A 19,518-nucleotide genomic window follows, 5' to 3' on the forward strand; every position below is an offset into this window, starting at 1 on the left:
CGTCCGAGCGTCCCGTTCTCCGGCTGGCCGCGCCCCTTTTTGATACGTTTCGGCGAAAGGTAGCGAGTCCGTCCGATGTTGAAAAAATCCCTTCTTGTAGCCGCATCCATTCTCACCCTCGTCGCAGGCCAGGTGGAGGCCCAGGACCGGTATCAGAACCGACCGCCGGTGATCGTCAGCCCCGACCTGACCGCCCCATGGGTGATGCAGCTCGGCGGCGAGCCGCAGCAGGCGCGCCGGGTCATCTACCGTCAGCAGATTCCGACCACCACCCGAAAACAGTATTATCAGGGCCAGACCGTACGCCCACAGGCAAAACGCCGTATCGGCGCGCCGCTGGTGCAACCGGTCAATGCCACGCGCGCCCAGCGCCCGGTCAAGTCGAAATTCGACCCGCAGTACCTGCCGCAGACCGTCGTCTACGACGGCAAGGAAAAGCCGGGCACGATCGTCATCGATACCAACAACCGCTTCCTCTATCTCGTCACCGGCAACGGCCAGGCACGGCGTTACGGCGTCGGCGTCGGCAAGCCGGGGTTCGAGTGGGCAGGCGCGCACAAGGTCACACGCAAGGCGGAGTGGCCGAGCTGGACACCGCCGAAGGAAATGATTTCGCGCGAAGCCGCCAAGGGGCACTACCTGCCGGCACGCATGGACGGCGGTCCTGAAAATCCGCTTGGCGCGCGCGCCATGTATCTCGGCTCGACGCTTTATCGCATCCACGGCACCAATGCGCCCTGGACGATCGGCTACGCGGTCTCCTCAGGCTGCATCCGCATGCGCAACGAGGACGTCGTCGATCTCTACGAACGGGTGAATGTCGGCACCAAGGTTATCGTCATATAATTGGCGCTTTGCATAGAATATTCCCCTCCGCCCATACGTCTTGCTGTTGCCTGTTCGTGATCTTCAGGCAACAGGCGGGTCTCAAGATACAAAATCCGTCTCACGTTTGATCAATCGGATGTATCCCGGACTTGAACTTCGGGCCGTTTTGCATAGCCTTGATGTAACGAGGGCTGAGAGGGAATCGTATATGAAACGTCATGCCAGCAATTTGGTCGCGATCGCCATCGCGACCAGCACTATTCTTGCCGCCGCCAGTGCCCAGGCTTTCACGCCCGCGCCGACATCCGGAACCACTGCCAAGAACAGCGATGTCGTTCTTGTCGCAACACAGAAAAAGCCGCCGAAACAATTCTGGCGTACCAAGGTTCGCTTCAGCACCGACGAAGCCCCCGGCACGATCATTGTCGATACCAACAACAAGTTTCTTTATTACATCGACGGCCCGAACCGCGCGACCCGATACGGTATCGGCGTCGGCCGCGAAGGCTTCGGCTGGTCCGGCGTGGTGAAGGTGGGACGCAAGGCGGAATGGCCGACCTGGACGCCGCCGGCAGAAATGCGCCGCCGCGAAGCCGCCAAGGGCCGCATCCTGCCGGTCACGCAGGAAGGCGGCATCGACAACCCGCTCGGCGCGCGCGCCATGTATCTCTACAAGGGCGGCCGCGACACGATCTTCCGCATCCATGGCACCAACCAGCCGTGGACGATCGGCCAGAACATGTCATCCGGCTGCATCCGCATGATGAACAACGATGTCGAGCATCTCTACGACCGGGCCGACGTCGGCACCAAGGTGATCGTCATCGGCCCCGGCAGCAAGACCGGCGACACCTACTTCAACGATCGCGGCGTCGATATCTTCCGCCAGATCTTCGGCGGCTGATATTCCAGCCAGAGACAAGAAGGCCGGCGCCATGGCGCCGGCACTTTTCGTTTCACAGTCCGGCGGGCTTTGCTCCGCCATAGGCCCAGTCAAGCAATTCGACGGTATGGACAATCGGGATCGCCGTGCCGGTGGCGATCTGGGTAATGCAGCCGATATTGCCGGTGGCGATCACATCGGGCTTCGTCGCCGCGAGGTTCTTGACCTTGCGGGCTTTAAGCGTTTGCGAGATCTCCGGCTGCAGGATGTTGTAGGTGCCGGCCGACCCGCAACAGAGGTGGCCTTCGGCCGGTTCGCGCACGACGAAACCCGCCTGCTTCAACAATTGCTTCGGCGCCATGGTGATCTTCTGGCCATGCTGCATCGAACAGGCGGAGTGGTATGTCACCGTCATGCCGCGCGGATCCTGCACCGGAAGATCGAGCGTGGACAGATACTCGGTGATGTCCTTCGCCATGGCCGAGACCCGTGCTGCCTTTTCCGCATAGGCGGGGTCGAGGCGCAGCATGTGGCCATAATCCTTGATCGTCGTACCGCAACCGGATGCGGTGATGATGATCGCATCGAGAGCCCCCTCATCCGCCACGCTCAACCAGGCATCGACACTGCGCCGGGCAGCCTCGAGCGCCTGGTCCTCCCGCCCCATGTGATGCACCAGCGCGCCGCAGCAGCCCTCCCCGGCTGAGACGACCACCTCTATGCCGAGACGGGTGAGAAGGCGGATCGTCGCCTCGTTGATTTCCGGCTTCAGCACCGGCTGCGCGCAGCCGTTCAAAAGCGCGACGCGGCCGACGCGCTTGCCGCTGGCGGCATGGGTGCCCGGTACCGCTGTCGCCGAGGGCTCCGGCACCGCCTTCGGCGCCAGGTCGAGCATCACGCCGAGGGTCTTGAGGGCCGCCACCCGTTTCAGGACCTTGGCAAAGGGCCGCCCGAGAGCGGCCGCTTTCAGGGCAAGGCGAAAACGCGAGGGATAGGGCAACACTTGCGCGAGCACCGCGCGGGTCAGCCTGTCTTTCAACGGCCGTTTGTAGGTCTTCTCGATATGGACACGGGCGTGATCGACCAGATGCATATAATCGACGCCCGAGGGACACGTCGTCACGCAGGCGAGACAGGACAGACAGCGATCGATATGCGTCACAGTTTCCGTGTCGGCTGCCCGGCCGTTCTCCAGCATGTCCTTGATGAGATAGATGCGGCCACGCGGGCTGTCGAGCTCGTCGCCGAGCGTCACATAGGTGGGACAGGTGGCGGTGCAAAAACCGCAATGCACGCATTTGCGCAGGATGGCTTCGGATTCGGCCACATGCGGATCGGCAAGCTGCGCGGGCGTAAAATTGGTCTGCAAACGCTTACTCCAATATCGGGGCTCTGCCCCTGAAGCGCGCCGCGATCTTCAGGGATCGCATGTTGCACTTCAAGCTCTTGTTTTTGCATGTCGTCATCGCAAAGCCGCTCTACACTTTTGCGCGACGTGCTCTAGATCATCCAGCTTTCCGGATTGCTGATCGGCTCCTCGCGGGCGGCGCGCTGCAGGCCGACGACACAGCGTACGACGATCCAGACGGCGGTGGCGATAAAGCCCAGAAACCCGATCAGTAGCACCATCAGCAGCGCCGAGATGGCGCTGAACAACAGCGCGATCCAGAACGTGCGGATCGCCCAGGTATAGTGCGTCTGGAGCCAAGGCGCACCCTTACCGCGGTTGAGATAGGCGAGCACGACGCCAACGATAGCCGTGATCCCGACGGCGAAAGCGACGAGATAGAGCACATAGATGACCTGGACGTTGACCTTGCCAGGTTCCAGCCAGCGATCAGTCTCTCTGGGAAATGGAGCCCGCGGGCCATTGTCACTCATCGATACCTCCCTCTCTCGTCATTTCCCCGCACCTCAGGAAACGGCCTGCATCCGGCCAGGATTGAAGATCCGCTGCGGATCGAACTTTTCCCGGACGCGTTCGCTCAATAGCGCCACCGGCGCCGGCTGCGGTTCGAACGATGGAATGGTCGCACGGAAGCCGTCGCTTGCTCGAACGAGCGTCGCATGGCCACTGCCAAGCGCCTTGATGTAGCGGCGCACCAGCGCTGCCTCGGGATCGGCTTCCATTCTCAGCCACACAAGCCCGCCCTGCCAATCATAGAAGGCATCGACACCCGTTTGCAGCCGCAACGCGGCAACCAGTTGATGACCGGCCGAAGGCGCAACCGAAACCCGCCAGAGCGGTCGATCCGAGCCGTCGGCATAGGGCTTCACATCGCGGATTTCGGACCAGAGCGTCGCCGTCTGTTCCGCATCGAGCCGCGATACAGCACCGAACCTTTCGAGCGCCTTCGACAGTTTTTCCGCACGGATCGACACCGAAGCCTGCAGGCCTTCGAGCCGCAGCACCGTTGCCGCGCCATCCGGCAAACCACCGCCGATGAACCGGCCGCGCACGCTCTCGGCCAGATGCGCTGCGCCGGAAACCTCGACCGTTTGCGCCATGGCTTCCGCCATCACCGCCGCCGCTTCGGCATCGTTCAACCCGGATACCACGACCGTCTCGCTGGCCGGCGGCTTCGGCAGCACGCGGAATGTCACCTCGGTCAGAATTCCGAGCGTTCCGTGGGAGCCCGCCAGCAACTTTACCAGATCGAGACCGGTGACGTTCTTCATCACCCGGCCGCCGGCCTTGATCGCGTCGCCCCTGCCATTGACGAAACGCACGCCAAGCAGGCTGTCGCGCGCGGCACCGGCGACGATGCGCCTGGGTCCCGAGACATTCGCTGCGAAGACGCCGCCGATCGTCGGCTCGCCGGTCGTTGCAAAGATCGGGCGGTGGTCCATCGGCTCGAAGGAAAGCATCTGCCGGTTTTCGGCAAGTGCCGCCTCGACCTCGGCAAGCGGCGTGCCGGCGAGCGCGCTGACGGTCATTTCCGCCGGATTGTAGCTGACGATACCGGAGAGGCGACGGGTGGACAGCACCCGGTCGGCGCGCACGGGATTGCCGAGGCCGGATCGCGTGCCGCCGCCGATGACGGCAAGCGACGCCCGCTCAGTGGCCATCGCCCGGACGACGGTCGCGATCCCCTCTTCACTCGCGGGCTCGAAATGAACGATCATGCTGCGGGACGTCCTTCGAGCGGAAAGACCTTGGACGGGTTCAGGATCCATTGCGGATCGAAGGCGGCGCGCGCCGCCATCTGCTGGTCCAGGTCGGTCTGGGTGAATTGATGCAGCATGAGATCGCGCTTCTCGATACCGACGCCATGTTCGCCGGTCAGGCACCCGCCGGCATCGACGCAGAGCTTGAGAATGTCGTTGCCGGCGCTTTCGGCGCGCGCCGCGTCGTCCGGGTCGTTGATGTTGTAGAGGATCAGCGGATGCATGTTGCCGTCGCCGGCATGAAACACATTGGCGACGCGAAGGCCGTAGGCAGCGACGATCTCGCCGGTTCGGCGCAAAACGTGGGAAAGCTGGCTGAGCGGCACGGTGCCGTCCATGCAGATATAGTCGGCGATGCGGCCGGTCGCGCCGAATGCCGACTTGCGCCCCTTCCAGATCAGTGCCGCCTCGAGCGCCGATTGGCTTTCCTTGATGGTGGTGACGCCGTGGCGACGGGCAACGTCGATGATGCTCGCAAGCATCGCGTCCATCTCGGCTTCCGAGCCCTCCACCTCGACGATCAACAGGGCCTCCACATCCAGGGGGTAGCCGGCATGGGCGAAGGCTTCGCAGATCTCGATTGCCGGCTTGTCCATGAATTCGATGGCGACCGGAATGATGCCCGAACCGATGACGTCGGCAACGCAGGCGCCAGCGGCCTCGGACGAAGCGAAGCCGAACAGCACCGGGCGCGCGCCTTCCGGCTTGGCGATCAGCCGCACGGTCGCCTCGGTGACGATGCCGAGCTGCCCCTCGGAACCGCAGACGAGGCCGAGAAGATCATAACCGGCGGCATCGAGCGCCTTGCCGCCGAGATCGATGATCGTGCCGTCGAACAGCACCATCTTCACCCCCAGCAGATTGTTGGTGGTGACGCCGTATTTCAGGCAATGGGCGCCGCCGGAATTCATGCCGATGTTGCCGCCGATGGTGCAGGCAAGCTGCGAACTCGGATCCGGCGCATAGAAGAAGCCATCGGCGGAGACGGCCTCGGAAATATTGAGATTGGTCACACCCGCCTGGACCGTCGCGGTGCGGTTGAATAAATCGATGTCGAGGATGCGCGACATCTTCGAAAGGCCGATTACAACAGCATCTTCCTGCGGGATGGCGCCGCCGGAAAGAGAAGTGCCAGCACCACGCGGCACGACGGGAATGCCGTAGCGGCTGCAATATTTGAGCACTGCTGCCACCTGTTCGGTCGTCTCGGGCAGGGCGACGGCGAGCGGCATGCGGCGATAGGCGATGAAGGCATCGGTCTCGAACGGCTTCAATCCGCGCTCGTCGCTGATGAGACACTCGGCCGGCAACAGATCTGCCAGATCCGCGGCGATCTCGCGGCGGCGGGCCATGACGGCTGGCCTTGGTTGCAGAAAGCCGATCGTTTCCGCCATCAAATCCTCCGCCCACATGTCAATTGGTTCATTTTCTTTACCACTAGGATAGCCCCCTCGCAAATGCTATTGAGCTTTTCCATTTCGGAAACAATGGCAACGATTGATGACGAATTTAGGCGATCTTGAGATTTTTGCACGCGTCGTTTCCTCCGGCAGCATGTCGGCCGCCGGGCGGGCGCTCGGATTTTCGCCGGCGGTCATCTCCAAGCGCATCAAGCGGCTGGAGGATCGGCTCGGCACCCGCCTCTTGCAGCGCACCACCCGGCAGATCTCGCTGACCGAGGCCGGCCAGGGCTTCTACGACCGTGTGCTCGGCATTCTGACGGGCATCGAGGAGGCAGAGGCCTATGCTTCGGGACGGTCGTCGCAGGCGCAGGGCGTGCTTCGCATTTCGGCGCCGACCTCCTTCGGTCGCATGCACATCGCGCCGCATCTGACCGGCTTCATGAAGGACCATTTGGACCTCAAGCTGCACATCGTGCTCACCGACGACTTTACCGATATCGTCGCCGAGGGCTTCGACATGGCGGTGCGCATCGGCGAGCTGACCGATTCGAGCCTGGTGGCGCGCAAGCTCGCGCCCGTTCGTCGGCTGCTCTGCGCCTCGCCAGACTACATTGCCCGCAACGGCGCGCCGAACGAGATCGGCGACCTCGCCCGGCATTTCTGCCTGCCCGCCCACAACAACGACAATTGGAAGCTCGAAGGGCCGGAGGGATCGCTCGTCTGGCACCCCGAAGGACCGCTTGTGACCAACTCCTCGGAAATCGTCCGGGCGGCGGTGATCGCCGGCGCCGGCATCGCGCTCCGCTCCACCTGGGATATCGGTCCGGAACTGCGCAGCGGCCAGTTGGTGCAGGTGCTGCCGCAATGGGAAGGCTCGAAGAACCTGACGCTTTCGGCCGTCTATCCGAGCCGCCAGTTTCTGCCGGCCAAGGTGCGCCTGTTCATCGATTATCTCGCCGCACTTTACGGGCCCGTCCCCTATTGGGAGCAATAGGCGCTATTTATGCTCGCCGTCGCCGTGATGGTGGCGGATGCGGCGCACGATCAGCCAGACGCCGACGACGGCGAAGGGCACCGCAAGTCCGGTCAAAAGGCCGGGATCGATCGGCAGCTCATGGCTGACCGCCTTGGCGAGATAGCCGAACAGCCCGACGACATAATAGGAGATCGCGGCGACCGACAGGCCCTCGACGGTCTGCTGCAGGCGCAGCTGCAACTTTGCGCGCCGATCCATCGAGTTCAAGAGCGCGCTGTTCTGTCGTTCCAGCTCGACATCGACCCAGCTGCGCAAAAGCGCGGTGGCGCGGGCCAGCTTGCGCGACAGGTTCGCCTGCCGCTCTTCCACCGACTGGCAGGTGCGCATGGCCGGTGCCAGCCGGCGCTCGAGAAAGGTACCGATGGTCTCGTAGCCGGGGGCCGCCGTTTCGGCCAAGGTCCGGATGCGTTCCTGGACGATGCCGTAATAGGCGCGGCTGGCGCCGAAGCGATAGAGGCTGAGTGCAGCACCTGCCTCCAGGTCGGCCGCGAGCCGGGTGATCTCCGCCAGCATGTCGTCCGCCTCTTCGCGAACGTTCTCCTTCATGCGCTGGGTGATCGCCGTCAATCCGTCTTCGGTGCGACGGATCTCCGGCGACAGCGACTGCGCCAGCGGCAGGCCGATCATAGCCAGCGTGCGATAGGTTTCGATATCGAGCAGGCGCTGGATCAGCGCGCCGGTGCCGGCCTCGGTCATGCCGCGGTCGATCACCAGGATCTGCGTCAGGCCGTCGCCGTTCTGGCGGAAATCGGTGACAAGGATCGCCTGGCCGTTTTTCGTCTCGCTGTAACAAAGGCTGGTCGGGTCGAAGGCCTTGATCGCTTCGCGGGTCTCCGGCGAATCGGCGCGGATCTCGAGGCGAATGCCCGAGATGAGCGAGCCGGGCGGCGAAAAGCCGTCGCCGAAGGGATGGATGGCCACCTCGCCACCGAAATGCTCCGGCGCCGGGCCATCCCAGAAATAGGTGGAGAACTCGGTATGCCGCTCCCAGCGCAGCGTGCCCTGCCCCCAGGCCATGGCGTGGTGGTTGGCGTCGCGCCCGGGCGGCGCGATGCCGCGCGAACGGGACAATTCCGACAGAACCGCATGGTCGACGATCGAGCCGCCCTCGGTCATGAAGGCGAGCTGAAAGATCACGCGCGGCGTCGCCACCAGGGCGTAAGGCCGCGAATGGACCTCGCCCAGTGCCTGCGCTCGCATCGGCGCGACCGGAAATGCAAAACTTCCCTTTGCCATGAAGCGCTTTGTCCCCCTCACGCGTTCATCATGACTTTCTTATCAACCGAACGAGCAAAAGCAAAAGGACGCATTGCCGCAGTTTGACTTTTGTCAGGACGGCAGAAGTGGACAAGGAAATTGACCAGTTGGTCGCACATGCCTAGATTGCCCCGCATGGGAGACCCAAGCGTGACCGAAGACCAGATCGACCTCTATGCCCGCATCAGCCACAGCCGCACCGCGGACGAGGTGGTCCAGCAGATCGAGCTTCTCGTCCTCGAAGGCATCCTGCGCGACGGCGACCGGCTGCCGGGCGAAAGGGAGCTGTCGAAGCGCTTCGACGTGTCGCGACCGATCCTGCGCGAAGCGTTGAAGGAACTGGAGACGCGCGGTCTCGTCGAGAGCCGCCATGGCGGCGGCACCTTCGTTGCCGATGTCGTCGGCGAAGTCTTTTCCAAGCCGTTGATCGAGCTGATCGGCCGCCACCACAAGGCGACGCAGGATTATCTCGAATATCGCCGTGAACTCGAAGGGTTGACCGCGGAACTGGCAGCGACCCGCGCCACGGATTTCGACCGCGATATCCTCACGCGCATCATCGAGCGCATGCGAACCGCCCACCGCAGCGGCGATTTCAACGACGAGCTCGCCTCCGACGTCGAACTGCATCAGGCGATCGGCGAAAGCGCCCACAACATCATCCTGATGCACACGCTGCGTGCCTGCTACCGGCTGCTGACGCAGGGGATCTTCTTTCACCGCAATTCGGTGTTCGATGCGCCGGGCGCACGCGACCGGCTGCTGGCGCAGCACGAGGCGATCTACGACGCGATCATGGCCGGCGACCCGAAAGCGGCCAAGGCGGCCGCCCAAAGCCATATCGATTTTGTCGCCGCCTCCACCCGCGAGGCGGAGCGCACCGGCGAGTGGGCGCGCATCGCCCGGCTGCGGCTGCAGCAACGCGACCAGGCGGGCTGAAGCCGGGCCAACGCCCGGTTAGCACCTCGCTGGCAAAGCCGACGCGAAGACACCATATTCTGTCGCATAGGGACCACAGTTTGCAGCGAAGCTGACCGCATATCCGGCAGCCGATGAGGCGCGACATTTACACGCAACGCGACGCTGGCATACTGGCTGGAACGTCAAACGAATACTGATTCGCTAAGAGGAGAGCAAACGACCTTGAACTTCCTGAACCGGCTCGCATCCGATGTGCAGCTTATGCTGCGGCGACCGGCGCGCATGCAATATGCTGCGCTGTGTTTCCGGGTTCGCAAGAAGTCCAAGGCGCTTGAGATTCTCCTGATCACCAGCCGCGATACCGGCCGCTGGGTCATTCCCAAGGGATGGCCGATGCAAGGCAAACGCGCCCACGAGGTGGCCGAACGCGAAGCCTATGAAGAGGCGGGCGTCAAGGGCCGGGTGCAGAAGGCTCCCGCCGGGTTCTATCTCTACAAGAAACGCATGGATCACGACCTGAAGATTTCGGTCAAGGTCCAGGTCCACGCCCTGGAGGTCGACGATCTCTGCAAGCACTTCCCGGAGGAAGGCACGCGCAAGCTCGAATGGGTCAGTTACCAGGAAGCGGCGAGCCGCGTCGCCGAGCCGACACTGAAGGAGCTTATCCTCGCCTTCGGCAGCCGCATGTCGGCACCGCCTTCGCCAGTGCCCAAAACCGTGAACGGCTAGCCACCACGGGCGATATCTGTCGTTGCCGCTTGCACAGGTTTGCAGACATCATCAATTCCGCTTGAAAGCGTTTCGCGGTGGCAGTAGTGGCCATGGTGAAAAGGGAGATCGCCATTGGTAAAGCCGCGCATGCGCCTTGAAAAGCAGACGCTCGACAAGGACCTCGACAAGTTCAGCCTTGCCGAGGCGGCATCGCAACAGGTGATGCGTAGTCTGGCAGCGCCTGGCCTGGCCCTGCTCTTCCTGCTGCTCAGCATGGCATTTGCCGCAAGCTTCGTCACGAACTCTGCAGCGGCACCAATCATCATCGCCGCTGCCGCGATCGCCGGCTACATGGCGATGAACATCGGCGCCAACGACGTGACCAACAACGTCGGCGCGGCCGTCGGCGCCAAGGCGATGTCGATGGTGACGGCATTGACGATCGCCGCCATCTTCGAAATCGCCGGCGCGATGCTGGCCGGCCGTGAGGTGACACTGACCGTCGAGGCCGGCATCATCTATGGCGAGCATATTCTCGGCCCTGAGACGATCGTCTGGGTGATGATGGCGGCTCTCGCCTCATCGGCCGTCTGGATCAACATCGCCACCTATTCCGGCGCACCGGTTTCGACCACGCATTCGATCATCGGCGGCATCGTCGGCGCAGGCATCGCCGCGGCCGGCATTTCCAGCGTGCAATGGTGGTCGCTTGCCGGCATCACCGCCAGTTGGTCTGTTTCTCCGGTTCTCGGCGGTACAATCGCTGCCGCCTTCCTGGCGTTCCTCAAGGAATTCATCATCTACCGCGAGGACAAGATCGCATCGGCAAGACGCTGGATGCCGATCATCCTGGGCGTGACGGCGGGCAGCTTCACGGCCTATCTGGCCGTCATCGCGCTTGTCCAGGTTGCGGCGATCTCGCTGTCAACCGGGCTGGGCCTCGGTCTCGTTGCCGGAATTGCCACCTATTTTCTCACCAAGCCGTGGATCCATCGCCAGTCCATCGGGCTCGACAATCGCAACCAGTCGCTGCGCAAGCTGTTTCGCGCGCCGCTGATCCTTTCTGCCGCGCTGCTCTCCTTCGCCCACGGCGCCAACGACGTTTCCAACGCCATCGGCCCGCTCGCGGCGATCGTCTCTGCCCTCGACGGTGTCATCACCACAGAGACGTCGCCAACGCCGCTTTGGGAACTTGCGATCGGCGCGCTCGGCATTTCGATCGGCCTGCTGCTCTATGGTCCGCGCCTGATCCGCGTCGTCGGCCAGGAAATTACACGGCTGAACCCGATGCGCGCCTTCTGCGTCGCGCTCGCAACGGCAGTAACGGTGTTGCTCGCTTCCGCCTTCGGGCTGCCGATCAGCTCGACCCATACGGCTGTCGGCGCCGTCTTCGGCGTCGGCTTCTTCCGCGAATGGTATACCCGTCACTCGAAACGGCGGCTTGAATATGTCCGTCAGAAAACCGGCCACGCAGACTTCATGGAGCCGACCGAAACCAACTTTTCTGAGGTTCGACGCCGGCGCCTGGTGCGCCGCTCGCATTTCCTGACGATCGTCGCCGCCTGGGTCATCACCGTTCCGGTTTCGGCGCTGCTTTCCGCCGTCGTCTATCTCGTTCTTTCCGCCATTTTCATGTGAAGGTATTCCCCATGCGCGCCAATTTTCGCATGCAGCGACTGTTCGTCGAGCACGCACTCCATGCCGGAGCGGCCCAAGAAGCGACCAAGGAACAGTTCAACTACCTGATCAATGTGCTTCGCTACGAGGACGGCGGCTCCATCCTCGTCTTCAACGGCCGCGACGGCGAATGGCGCGCCGAGCTTTCGCTTGCGAGCAAGAAGCGCCTGATCATGACCGCGGTCGAGCAGACCCGCCCGCAACCGGCTCCTTGCGATCTCGTCTACCTCTTCGCGCCGCTGAAAGTCGGCCGCCTCGATTATCTCGTGCAGAAGGCGGTCGAGATGGGTGCCGGCGTGCTGCAACCGGTGATGACCCAGCACGTGCAGGGCAAGATCGGCAGCCTCGATCGCGTGCGCGCCAATGTCATCGAGGCCGCTGAACAGTGCGGCGTGCTCGGCATTCCTGGCGTGGCGGAGCCCCGCCGGCTTGAAGATCTGCTTCAAGACTGGCCCGTGGACCGTCGCATCATCTTCTGCGACGAAGGCAGCGACAGCCAGAACCCGCTGCCGATTCTGAACGGCATTGGGGAGAAGAAGCTGGCGCTGCTGATCGGGCCTGAAGGCGGCTTTTCCGACAGCGAACGGGCCCTGTTGCGCAGCCTCGATTTCATCACTGCCATTCCGCTTGGCCCCCGCATTCTCAGGGCCGATACCGCAGCGGTTGCTGCGATGGCGGTGATACAGGCAGCGGTCGGTGATTGGCACTAACCGGTCGCTTGCGCGCAAGCACGGCTCATACTTTTTTTGAACAGATCTTGAAAGAAATTGACTTGCACCGCACCTGATTACGGTTCAAGCAGCCACCATCCACTTCCGCTGACCGGCGGGAACCGCTCAAGCAAAAGAAGACGCTCATGGCCCGAGATACCACCGATCAGACGCCGGTAACCTCTGTCGCTGACCTGACCGATTATCTCGCGGCGGGCTCGAAACCGGAGGAGCGGTTCCGGATCGGAACGGAGCACGAAAAGTTTGCCTTCTTTAAGGCCGACAACAGCCCTGTCCCCTATTTCGGAGACGCCAGCATCCAGGCGCTGCTCAACGGCATGGCCGCAAAGAGCGGCTGGGACCCGATCGTCGATGAGGGCAATATCATCGGTCTTGCCGAGCATTCCGGCAACGGGGCAATCTCGCTGGAGCCGGGCGGCCAGTTCGAGCTTTCCGGAGCGCCGCTCGAAAACCTGCACCAGACCTGCAAGGAATCGAACCAGCACCTCGCCGTTCTGCGCGAAGTGGCCGAGCCGCTCGGCATTCGCTTCCTCGGCATCGGCGGCAGCCCGAAATGGACGTTTGACGAAACGCCGCGCATGCCGAAATCACGCTACGGCATCATGAGCCGCTACATGCCCAAGGTCGGCACCAAGGGCCTCGACATGATGTATCGCACCTGCACGATCCAGGTGAACCTCGATTTCTCCTCGGAAGAGGACATGCGCCGCAAGATGCAGGTGTCCTTGAAGCTGCAGCCGCTGGCGACCGCGCTGTTTGCAAGCTCGCCCTTTACCGACGGCAAGCCGAACGAACTCCTGTCCTGGCGCGGCGATATCTGGCGCGACACCGACAACCAGCGTTCCGGCCTGCTGCCCACCGCCTTCAGGCCCGACTTCGGCTTTGCCGACTATGTCCAATGGGCCCTCGACGTGCCGATGTATTTCGTCGTGCGCGACGGTCACTACCACGACTGTACCCACGTTACCTTCCGCCAGTTCATGAACGGAGCGCTCAAGGGCGAGATCGCCGAATGGCAGCCGAATATGGGCGACTGGACCAATCACCTTTCGACCCTGTTCCCCGACGTGCGCCTCAAGCGCTTCCTGGAAATGCGCGGCGCCGATGGCGGCCCTTGGCGCCGGATCTGTGCCTTGCCTGCCTTCTGGGTCGGCCTGCTTTACGACGGCGAGGCGCTCGACGCTGCCGAAGCGCTTACCCGCGACTGGACGTTCGAGGAGGTCGGGACCTTACGTGACGCGGTGCCCGCCCAGGCGCTCAACGCAAAATTCCGCGCCGGCAGCCTCTACGACATCGCCCGCGAAGTCGTTTCGATCTCACGCGGCGGCCTGAAGCGACGCAACCGGCTGAACGGTGACGGCATCGACGAAAGCCAGTTCCTGGCACCGCTCGACGAAGTGCTGGCCAAGAAGGCGACGCTCGCCGAGGATCTGCTGTCGCTCTATAACGGGCGCTGGAGCGGTTCGGTCGAACCGGTCTTTGCAGAATACCAATACTGAGCCGGTAAGCCTGCGATTACAGCGCCGCGCGTCAGACATGACGCGCTAAGGACGCTGTAACAGCTGAAACTTGCTGCTTAATTTTCTCCCTAAATCGATTCCGATTTAAGGAACTATGCAGTAAAAAGCGGTTTCCAGCCCCCGATTTCCCGTTATAGTGCAACGACATACGTTGCTTGCAGCGCCGCACGTCAGCCTGACGCGCAAACGGCGCTGCCGCGCTTTACACTTGCTGCATAATTTTCCCCTTAAATCGTTCCGATCTAAGGAATTAGGCAGTAGCCGAAGGGAACCGGGGATGGCACCGCTTTTTGACATGTTCATGCAGGCGCAGAACGGACAGGCCACCGAGTTGATGGCCAAACAATTCGGGCTTGCCCAGGAGCAGATGGCAAAGGCCACGGCAGCGCTGCTTCCGGCCTTCTCCGCGGCCTTCAAGCGCAACACGACAAACCCTTACGATTTCGGCGCGCTGCTGACGGCCATGTCCAGCGGCAACTACGCCAAATACTTCGAGGACGTGAGCCAGGCGTTCACGCCGCAAGGCATGGCCGACGGCAACGGTATCCTCGGCCAGCTCTTCGGCTCCAAGGAAATGTCGCGCGCGATCGCAGCCCAGGCAGCCCAGGTCACCGGCATCAGCCAGGAGATCTACAAGCAGATGCTGCCGGCGATGGCCGATACGCTGATGGGTGGACTGTTCAAGCAGGCGACAGGCCAGTTCTCAGGGGCGAACAGTGCCTTTGCCAACAATCCGATGGCGACGATGATGCAGCAGTGGATGGAGGCAACCGGCCTTTCCAAGAAGCCGGAGCCGCAGGCCAATCCCTTCGACAATCCCTTTACGCAGGCGATGCAGGGCTTCTTCGGCGCCGGCAAGAAGGAAGAAAAGGCCAAGGCGCCCGACTTCTTTGCCGACAATCCCTTCATGAAGGCGTTCCAGGACATGATGCAGACAGGCGCGGGCACGACGGCCAAACCGGCTGCGGACAACCCTGCCGTCGCCCAGTTCTCGCAGTTGATGAACAGCATGTTCGACAGCGGGCTGGAGATGCAGAAGGAATATCAGAAGAACATCGAGGCGCTGTTCGACAGCTATAAGACCGGTACCGGCGACAAGACCTGAGCTGGTCTGCGGCCGCCCCCGCCAAGCCGACGCCTGCTGAAAAGAAAAAGGCCCGGTACATGTCTTGGTTCATGTACCGGGCCAAGCGGCAGGGTCTATTGGCTCTACCCTGCGGGGAACGTTTGGGCGCGCGATATAGGCGGCAGCACCGAAACTTCGAAATTCGTAGCATGACCCGCGTTGGCGGCAGCTTGCGCGGATCATGCTCGACTGGCGCATCTCGAGCGGCGGGATGCGCCATGGGGACGTTAGAGCGTTTCCGTTTTTAAGCGGAGCTACAGAAATGCTCTATCTGTTTGTTTTTACACATTTCCTGACGGAAAGCGGCTGTGCACTTTTCCTGGAAATGCTCTAGTCGTGACGGATCCCCTTGTAGAAGAGGCTCGCGCGGTTTCGCGACGCACGCGTCAGATAGCTGCCGGGATTGTCGAAGAAGGGCGAGGTGATCGCCTCGCGAACATCTTCGCGCCGTAGCCCCATATCGAGGAGATGGCGGTCGTCCATCTCATTCAGACGCGCGATTTCGCGTCGGTTTCTGAACAGGCGCCATGCGGCCGTCATCACGCCGACAACGCCAGCGGCGCGGGAGGCATAGGCCTGCTTTCCTGCAACGAGGTCGAGATCGAGGACGTGGTCGGTCGTGCGCATGACGGTACTCCTTTTTTTCAGGCACGAAGAGGCCCATCCCCTGCGCGAGGTCATACGCAGGGGCGGGCCAGGGAAGTTGGGATTCGCCGACACCAGTGCCGGCCGGGGATCAATGAAATTTGCCCCTGATAGATCGCAAATCCTTATTGATCAGTCCAACGAATGTTTTTAATGATATTCATCAAACAATTTTATGGGTGTATCTCGGCCATGTCCGCACCGCTTGACATTGATCAGCTGCAAACCTTTGTCGCGATCGCCGACACGGGCAGCTTCACCAAGGCCGCCGACCGGGTTTTCAAGACGCAGTCGGCCGTATCCATGCAGATGCGGCGCCTGGAAGAGCGCATCGGCAAACCGTTGTTCATGAAGGATGGCCGCGGCAACCGCCTGACCGTCGAGGGCGACCGGCTGCTCAATTTCGCCCGCCGGATGATCCGTCTCAACAACGAGGCGATGGCCTCCTTCGACGACAATCGGCTGGAAGGCACACTGCGCATCGGCACGCCCGACGACTACGCCGACCGCTACATGCCGGAGATCATCGTGCGGTTTGCCAAGACGCATCCGAACGTCGAACTCTACATCATCTGCGAACCTTCAGTGGACCTTGCCGAGAAGATGGCCAAAGGCGATCTCGACATCGCGCTGGTCACGCACAATCCGCGCGCCCGCGCCTCGGACGTGGTGCGCACCGAGCCGCTCTGTTGGGTAAGCTCGATCAACCATCCGCTGCCGGAAAACGCTCCGATCCCGCTTGCTGTCGGCCGCCGCGATTGCCAGTGGCGGCAGGCGGCCTGTGCGGCGCTCGATGCGACCGGCAAGGAATACCAGATCCTGTTCACCAGCTGGTCGTCGACCGTGGTCGCCGCGGCCGTGCTTGCCGGCATGGCGGTTTCGGTCCTGCCGGAATCGGCACTGCGCCCAGGCATGAAGGTGCTGACGCTGGCCGACGGCTTCCCGGCGCTGGCTCCGGTGCAGATCGGCATCATGAAGCGCCCGGGTCTTTCGCCGTCGCTGTCGAATGCGATCACCAACCACATCACGGCCTGCCTGGACAACATCACCCCAATCACCGTCAACGACGACATCGATGGCGATATCAAGGGCTTCCCGCGCTATCCGCGCCTGCGGCAAAGCCACATGCTTCCGGGCTGGTGAACATATCCAACGCTCAACAACAAGGCCGCGCATCCAAAGGGAGGCGCGGCCTTTTTTCATACGGCACGGGACGAGGAAGAAGCGGACCCCATGAGCCCGCCCTTCTTGCGGCTTACTCGGCAGCCGTGCTGATCGTGTCGGCTTCGCAGCCCCAAATCGGCCCCATCTGGCGGCGAAGCAACCCGCGCCCGCATGACATGGAGGCGCTTGCCGGCGCGATCACCGGCTGCGCCCAGGCGATATGCGGAACGGCCGAAGCCGCCTGATACGGCTCCGGTCAAGCGTGGCTCCGCTCAGGCGAGCTTGGCCTTCAGAAACTCCACGGTGCGGCTCCAGGCGAGGTCGGCTGCGGCCTTGTCGTAACGAGCGGCCGACGTATCGTTGTTGAAGGCGTGGTTGACGCCGTCATAAACATAGATCGTCGCGTCCTTGCCATTGTCCGTGAGCGCCTTGCGATAGGCTTCGATGCCCGCATTGATGCGTTCGTCGAGGCCGGCGTAGTGAAGCAGAAGCGCTGCCTTGATCTTCGGCACGTCCTCGGCCTTGGCCTGCGCGCCATAGTAGGCGACACCCGCCTTGAGGTCGGGCGCATTGACCGCGAGCCGATTGACCAGTCCGCCGCCCCAGCAGAAACCGATGGCGCCGACCTTGCCGGTCGACTGTGCATGCTGCTCGAGAAACGCCACCGTCGCCACAGCATCGGCATTGGTTTCGCCGGCATCGAGCGCGCCGATCATTTCCCGTGCCTTGTCCTCGTCGGTCGGCGTGCCGCCCGATGGCGACAGGAAGTCCGGCGCAAGCGCGATAAAACCTTCGAGCGCCATGCGGCGGGCAACATCGCGAATATGCGGATTGAGCCCGCGATTCTCGTGAATAACGATAACGGCCGGCAGCTTTCCGGTCATATCTGCCGGGCGAACGAGATAGCCCTTCATGTCGCCATCGGCACCGGGATAGGAAATGTCCTCGCCGGCGATGCGATTGTCAGTCTCTGCGACCGTTTCCGCCCTGGCGGTGCTGGCGGCAAGCAGGGGAACGATAGTGGCTGCGGCAGCCGCCGAACCGGCAAGTGCTGTCAGCGTTTCCATGAAACGACGGCGATCGAGACTAAGATGGGTATACTCGTCGTAGGCATTGATCATCGCCTGCGTGATGACGGGTTTGTTCATGTCGGCCTCCTTCGGGCTTTCCTCTCCGCTGGCGGCAGACAGAAACCGCCCGCGACAGAATAGGTCAGCGGGCGGCATCGGGCATACAAACTTGCGTTACCGCGCGTGAGCGGTACCAGCCACGACGCGAGCGACATCAACTGTTGAGATCGAGGACGATGCGACCATCGATCTTGCCCTCTTCCATGCGCTGGAAAATGGCGTTGATGTTCTCGATCTTGTCCCAGGTGAAGTGCGAGGCGACCTTGCCCTCACCGGCAAACTCCAGCGACTCCTCGAGATCCTGGCGGGTGCCGACGATCGAGCCGCGGATGGTGATGCGCTTCAGGACCGTATCGAAGATCGGCACGCACATCTGGCCCGGCGGCAGGCCGACCAGCGCCATTGTCCCCTTCGAGCGCAGCATGTTGAAGGCCTGTTCCATCGCCTTGGGTGCTACGGCCGTCACCAGGGCGCCATGCACGCCGCCGGTCGCCTTCTGCATCTGCTCGACCGCATCCTTGTCACGCGCATCGACGACGAGGTCGGCGCCAAGCTTTCTGGCCAGTGCCAGTTTGTCGGGGAAGATATCGACCGCGGCCACATGCATGCCCATGGCCTTGGCATATTGAACCGCCATATGGCCGAGGCCACCGATACCGGAGATCAGCGCCCATTCACCGGGGCGGACTTCCGTTTCCTTCAGACCCTTGTAGACCGTGACGCCGGCGCAAAGAATGGGCGCCGCGGAGCCGAACTCGAGCTTATCCGGCAGGCGGCCGACGAAGTCCGGATCGGCGAGGCCGTATTCGGCAAAGGTGCCATTGACGGAGTAGCCGGTGTTCTGCTGGCTACCGCACAGGGTTTCCCAGCCGGTCCGGCACGGCGTGCAACCGCCGCAGGCGGTGTGCAGCCACGGCACGCCGACGCGGTCGCCTTCCTTCAGCCGCTTCACGCCCGCGCCGAGCTTGGCGACATAACCGACGCCCTCGTGGCCCGGGATGAACGGCGGATTGGGTTTTACCGGCCAGTCGCCGTTCACCGCATGCAGGTCGGTATGGCAGACGCCGGTGGCTTGAAACTTGATCAGCACCTGGCCGGGACCGGGCTCCGGTATCGGCATTTCCTCGATCACGAGCGGCTTGCGGAATTCGCGCACCACGGCGGCTTTCATCGTTGCGGTCATATCGATCTCCGATGCTGTCTGTTCGACGTCGACGCAAAGGCCCATTGCCGGACGCGCAAGACGCCAGCGACAAGGGCTACGCTAACAACAGCCAGACTATCCGCAAAGTAGTGATGAGTACTTGATACGCATCAA

At 62.5% G+C, this 19,518-nt stretch carries 18 protein-coding genes; 10 read left to right on the forward strand and 8 right to left on the reverse strand.

Translation table 11 applies throughout. The annotated features are described in order from the left end of the window. Positions 1–75 precede the first annotated feature (75 nt). Both AC244_RS21535 and AC244_RS21540 read left to right on the forward strand, forming a co-directional pair. Entirely contained in the window at positions 76–846 is a 771-nt protein-coding gene (locus AC244_RS21535; RefSeq protein WP_053250869.1) for a L,D-transpeptidase, read from the forward strand. A 190-nt stretch (positions 847–1,036) separates the two neighbouring features. Beyond that, positions 1,037–1,732, forward strand: a complete 696-nt coding sequence (locus AC244_RS21540) for a L,D-transpeptidase (RefSeq protein WP_053250870.1) — start codon at positions 1,037–1,039, stop codon at positions 1,730–1,732. Positions 1,733–1,784: 52 nt separating this feature from the next. Here AC244_RS21540 and glcF read toward each other — a convergent pair whose 3' ends face one another. From glcF to AC244_RS21560, 4 genes are all read right to left on the reverse strand, one after another. Next, positions 1,785–3,080 carry a glycolate oxidase subunit GlcF gene (glcF, locus tag AC244_RS21545; RefSeq protein WP_053250871.1) on the reverse strand — a complete coding sequence of 432 codons (1,296 nt, stop codon included), beginning with the start codon at positions 3,078–3,080 and terminating at the stop codon, positions 1,785–1,787. Positions 3,081–3,211: 131 nt separating this feature from the next. Beyond that, positions 3,212–3,592 carry a DUF4870 family protein gene (locus tag AC244_RS21550; protein ID WP_053250872.1) on the reverse strand — a complete coding sequence of 127 codons (381 nt, stop codon included), beginning with the start codon at positions 3,590–3,592 and terminating at the stop codon, positions 3,212–3,214. Positions 3,593–3,625: 33 nt separating this feature from the next. Then, positions 3,626–4,837 (reverse strand): glycolate oxidase subunit GlcE, encoded by a 1,212-nt coding sequence (gene glcE, locus AC244_RS21555; RefSeq protein ID WP_053250873.1) that lies wholly within the window; start codon positions 4,835–4,837, stop codon positions 3,626–3,628. Then, the gene (locus AC244_RS21560; RefSeq protein ID WP_053250874.1) at positions 4,834–6,273 is read right to left on the reverse strand and encodes an FAD-linked oxidase C-terminal domain-containing protein; all 1,440 of its coding nucleotides are present in this window, start codon (positions 6,271–6,273) and stop codon (positions 4,834–4,836) included. Before AC244_RS21560 ends, glcE begins: the two co-directional genes overlap by 4 nt. Before the next feature lie 106 nt (positions 6,274–6,379). On the opposite strand from AC244_RS21560, the gene AC244_RS21565 reads away from it, so the two are divergent. Next, entirely contained in the window at positions 6,380–7,276 is an 897-nt protein-coding gene (locus tag AC244_RS21565; protein ID WP_053250875.1) for a LysR family transcriptional regulator, read from the forward strand. Positions 7,277–7,279: 3 nt separating this feature from the next. On the opposite strand, the gene AC244_RS21570 is transcribed toward AC244_RS21565, so the two are convergent. Continuing rightward, positions 7,280–8,554: a DUF3422 family protein gene (locus tag AC244_RS21570; RefSeq protein WP_053250876.1), complete on the reverse strand. Its 1,275-nt coding sequence runs from the start codon at positions 8,552–8,554 to the stop codon at positions 7,280–7,282. 171 nt (positions 8,555–8,725) lie between these two features. On the opposite strand from AC244_RS21570, the gene AC244_RS21575 reads away from it, so the two are divergent. From AC244_RS21575 to AC244_RS21600, 6 genes are all read left to right on the forward strand, one after another. Then, positions 8,726–9,514, forward strand: a complete 789-nt coding sequence (locus AC244_RS21575; RefSeq protein ID WP_234716997.1) for a FadR/GntR family transcriptional regulator — start codon at positions 8,726–8,728, stop codon at positions 9,512–9,514. Positions 9,515–9,718: 204 nt separating this feature from the next. Beyond that, complete coding sequence (locus AC244_RS21580) at positions 9,719–10,225, forward strand: NUDIX hydrolase (RefSeq protein ID WP_053250878.1); 507 nt, start codon at positions 9,719–9,721, stop codon at positions 10,223–10,225. A 114-nt stretch (positions 10,226–10,339) separates the two neighbouring features. After that, positions 10,340–11,845 carry an inorganic phosphate transporter gene (locus tag AC244_RS21585; RefSeq protein WP_053250879.1) on the forward strand — a complete coding sequence of 502 codons (1,506 nt, stop codon included), beginning with the start codon at positions 10,340–10,342 and terminating at the stop codon, positions 11,843–11,845. 11 nt (positions 11,846–11,856) lie between these two features. Continuing rightward, entirely contained in the window at positions 11,857–12,594 is a 738-nt protein-coding gene (locus AC244_RS21590; RefSeq protein WP_053250880.1) for a 16S rRNA (uracil(1498)-N(3))-methyltransferase, read from the forward strand. A 146-nt stretch (positions 12,595–12,740) separates the two neighbouring features. Then, on the forward strand, positions 12,741–14,114 hold the full coding sequence (locus AC244_RS21595) for a glutamate--cysteine ligase (RefSeq protein WP_053250881.1): 1,374 nt from the start codon (positions 12,741–12,743) through the stop codon (positions 14,112–14,114). A 298-nt stretch (positions 14,115–14,412) separates the two neighbouring features. After that, positions 14,413–15,240 (forward strand): DUF937 domain-containing protein, encoded by an 828-nt coding sequence (locus AC244_RS21600; protein WP_053250882.1) that lies wholly within the window; start codon positions 14,413–14,415, stop codon positions 15,238–15,240. A 351-nt stretch (positions 15,241–15,591) separates the two neighbouring features. Here AC244_RS21600 and AC244_RS21605 read toward each other — a convergent pair whose 3' ends face one another. Beyond that, positions 15,592–15,888: a DUF1127 domain-containing protein gene (locus AC244_RS21605; protein ID WP_053250883.1), complete on the reverse strand. Its 297-nt coding sequence runs from the start codon at positions 15,886–15,888 to the stop codon at positions 15,592–15,594. Between the two features lie 210 nt (positions 15,889–16,098). On the opposite strand from AC244_RS21605, the gene AC244_RS21610 reads away from it, so the two are divergent. After that, the gene (locus tag AC244_RS21610) at positions 16,099–17,049 is read left to right on the forward strand and encodes a LysR substrate-binding domain-containing protein (protein WP_025426032.1); all 951 of its coding nucleotides are present in this window, start codon (positions 16,099–16,101) and stop codon (positions 17,047–17,049) included. Positions 17,050–17,342: 293 nt separating this feature from the next. Here the strand turns inward: AC244_RS21610 and AC244_RS21615 are convergent, their stop codons facing one another. Both AC244_RS21615 and adhP read right to left on the reverse strand, forming a co-directional pair. Then, the gene (locus AC244_RS21615) at positions 17,343–18,218 is read right to left on the reverse strand and encodes a dienelactone hydrolase family protein (protein ID WP_053250884.1); all 876 of its coding nucleotides are present in this window, start codon (positions 18,216–18,218) and stop codon (positions 17,343–17,345) included. Between the two features lie 136 nt (positions 18,219–18,354). Further along, entirely contained in the window at positions 18,355–19,383 is a 1,029-nt protein-coding gene (gene adhP / locus AC244_RS21620) for an alcohol dehydrogenase AdhP (RefSeq protein WP_053250908.1), read from the reverse strand. Between the last annotated feature and the right edge of the window lie 135 nt (positions 19,384–19,518).

It is taken from the genome of Ensifer adhaerens (assembly GCF_001270265.1).
GTDB classification, from domain to species: Bacteria; Pseudomonadota; Alphaproteobacteria; order Rhizobiales; family Rhizobiaceae; genus Ensifer; species Ensifer adhaerens_B.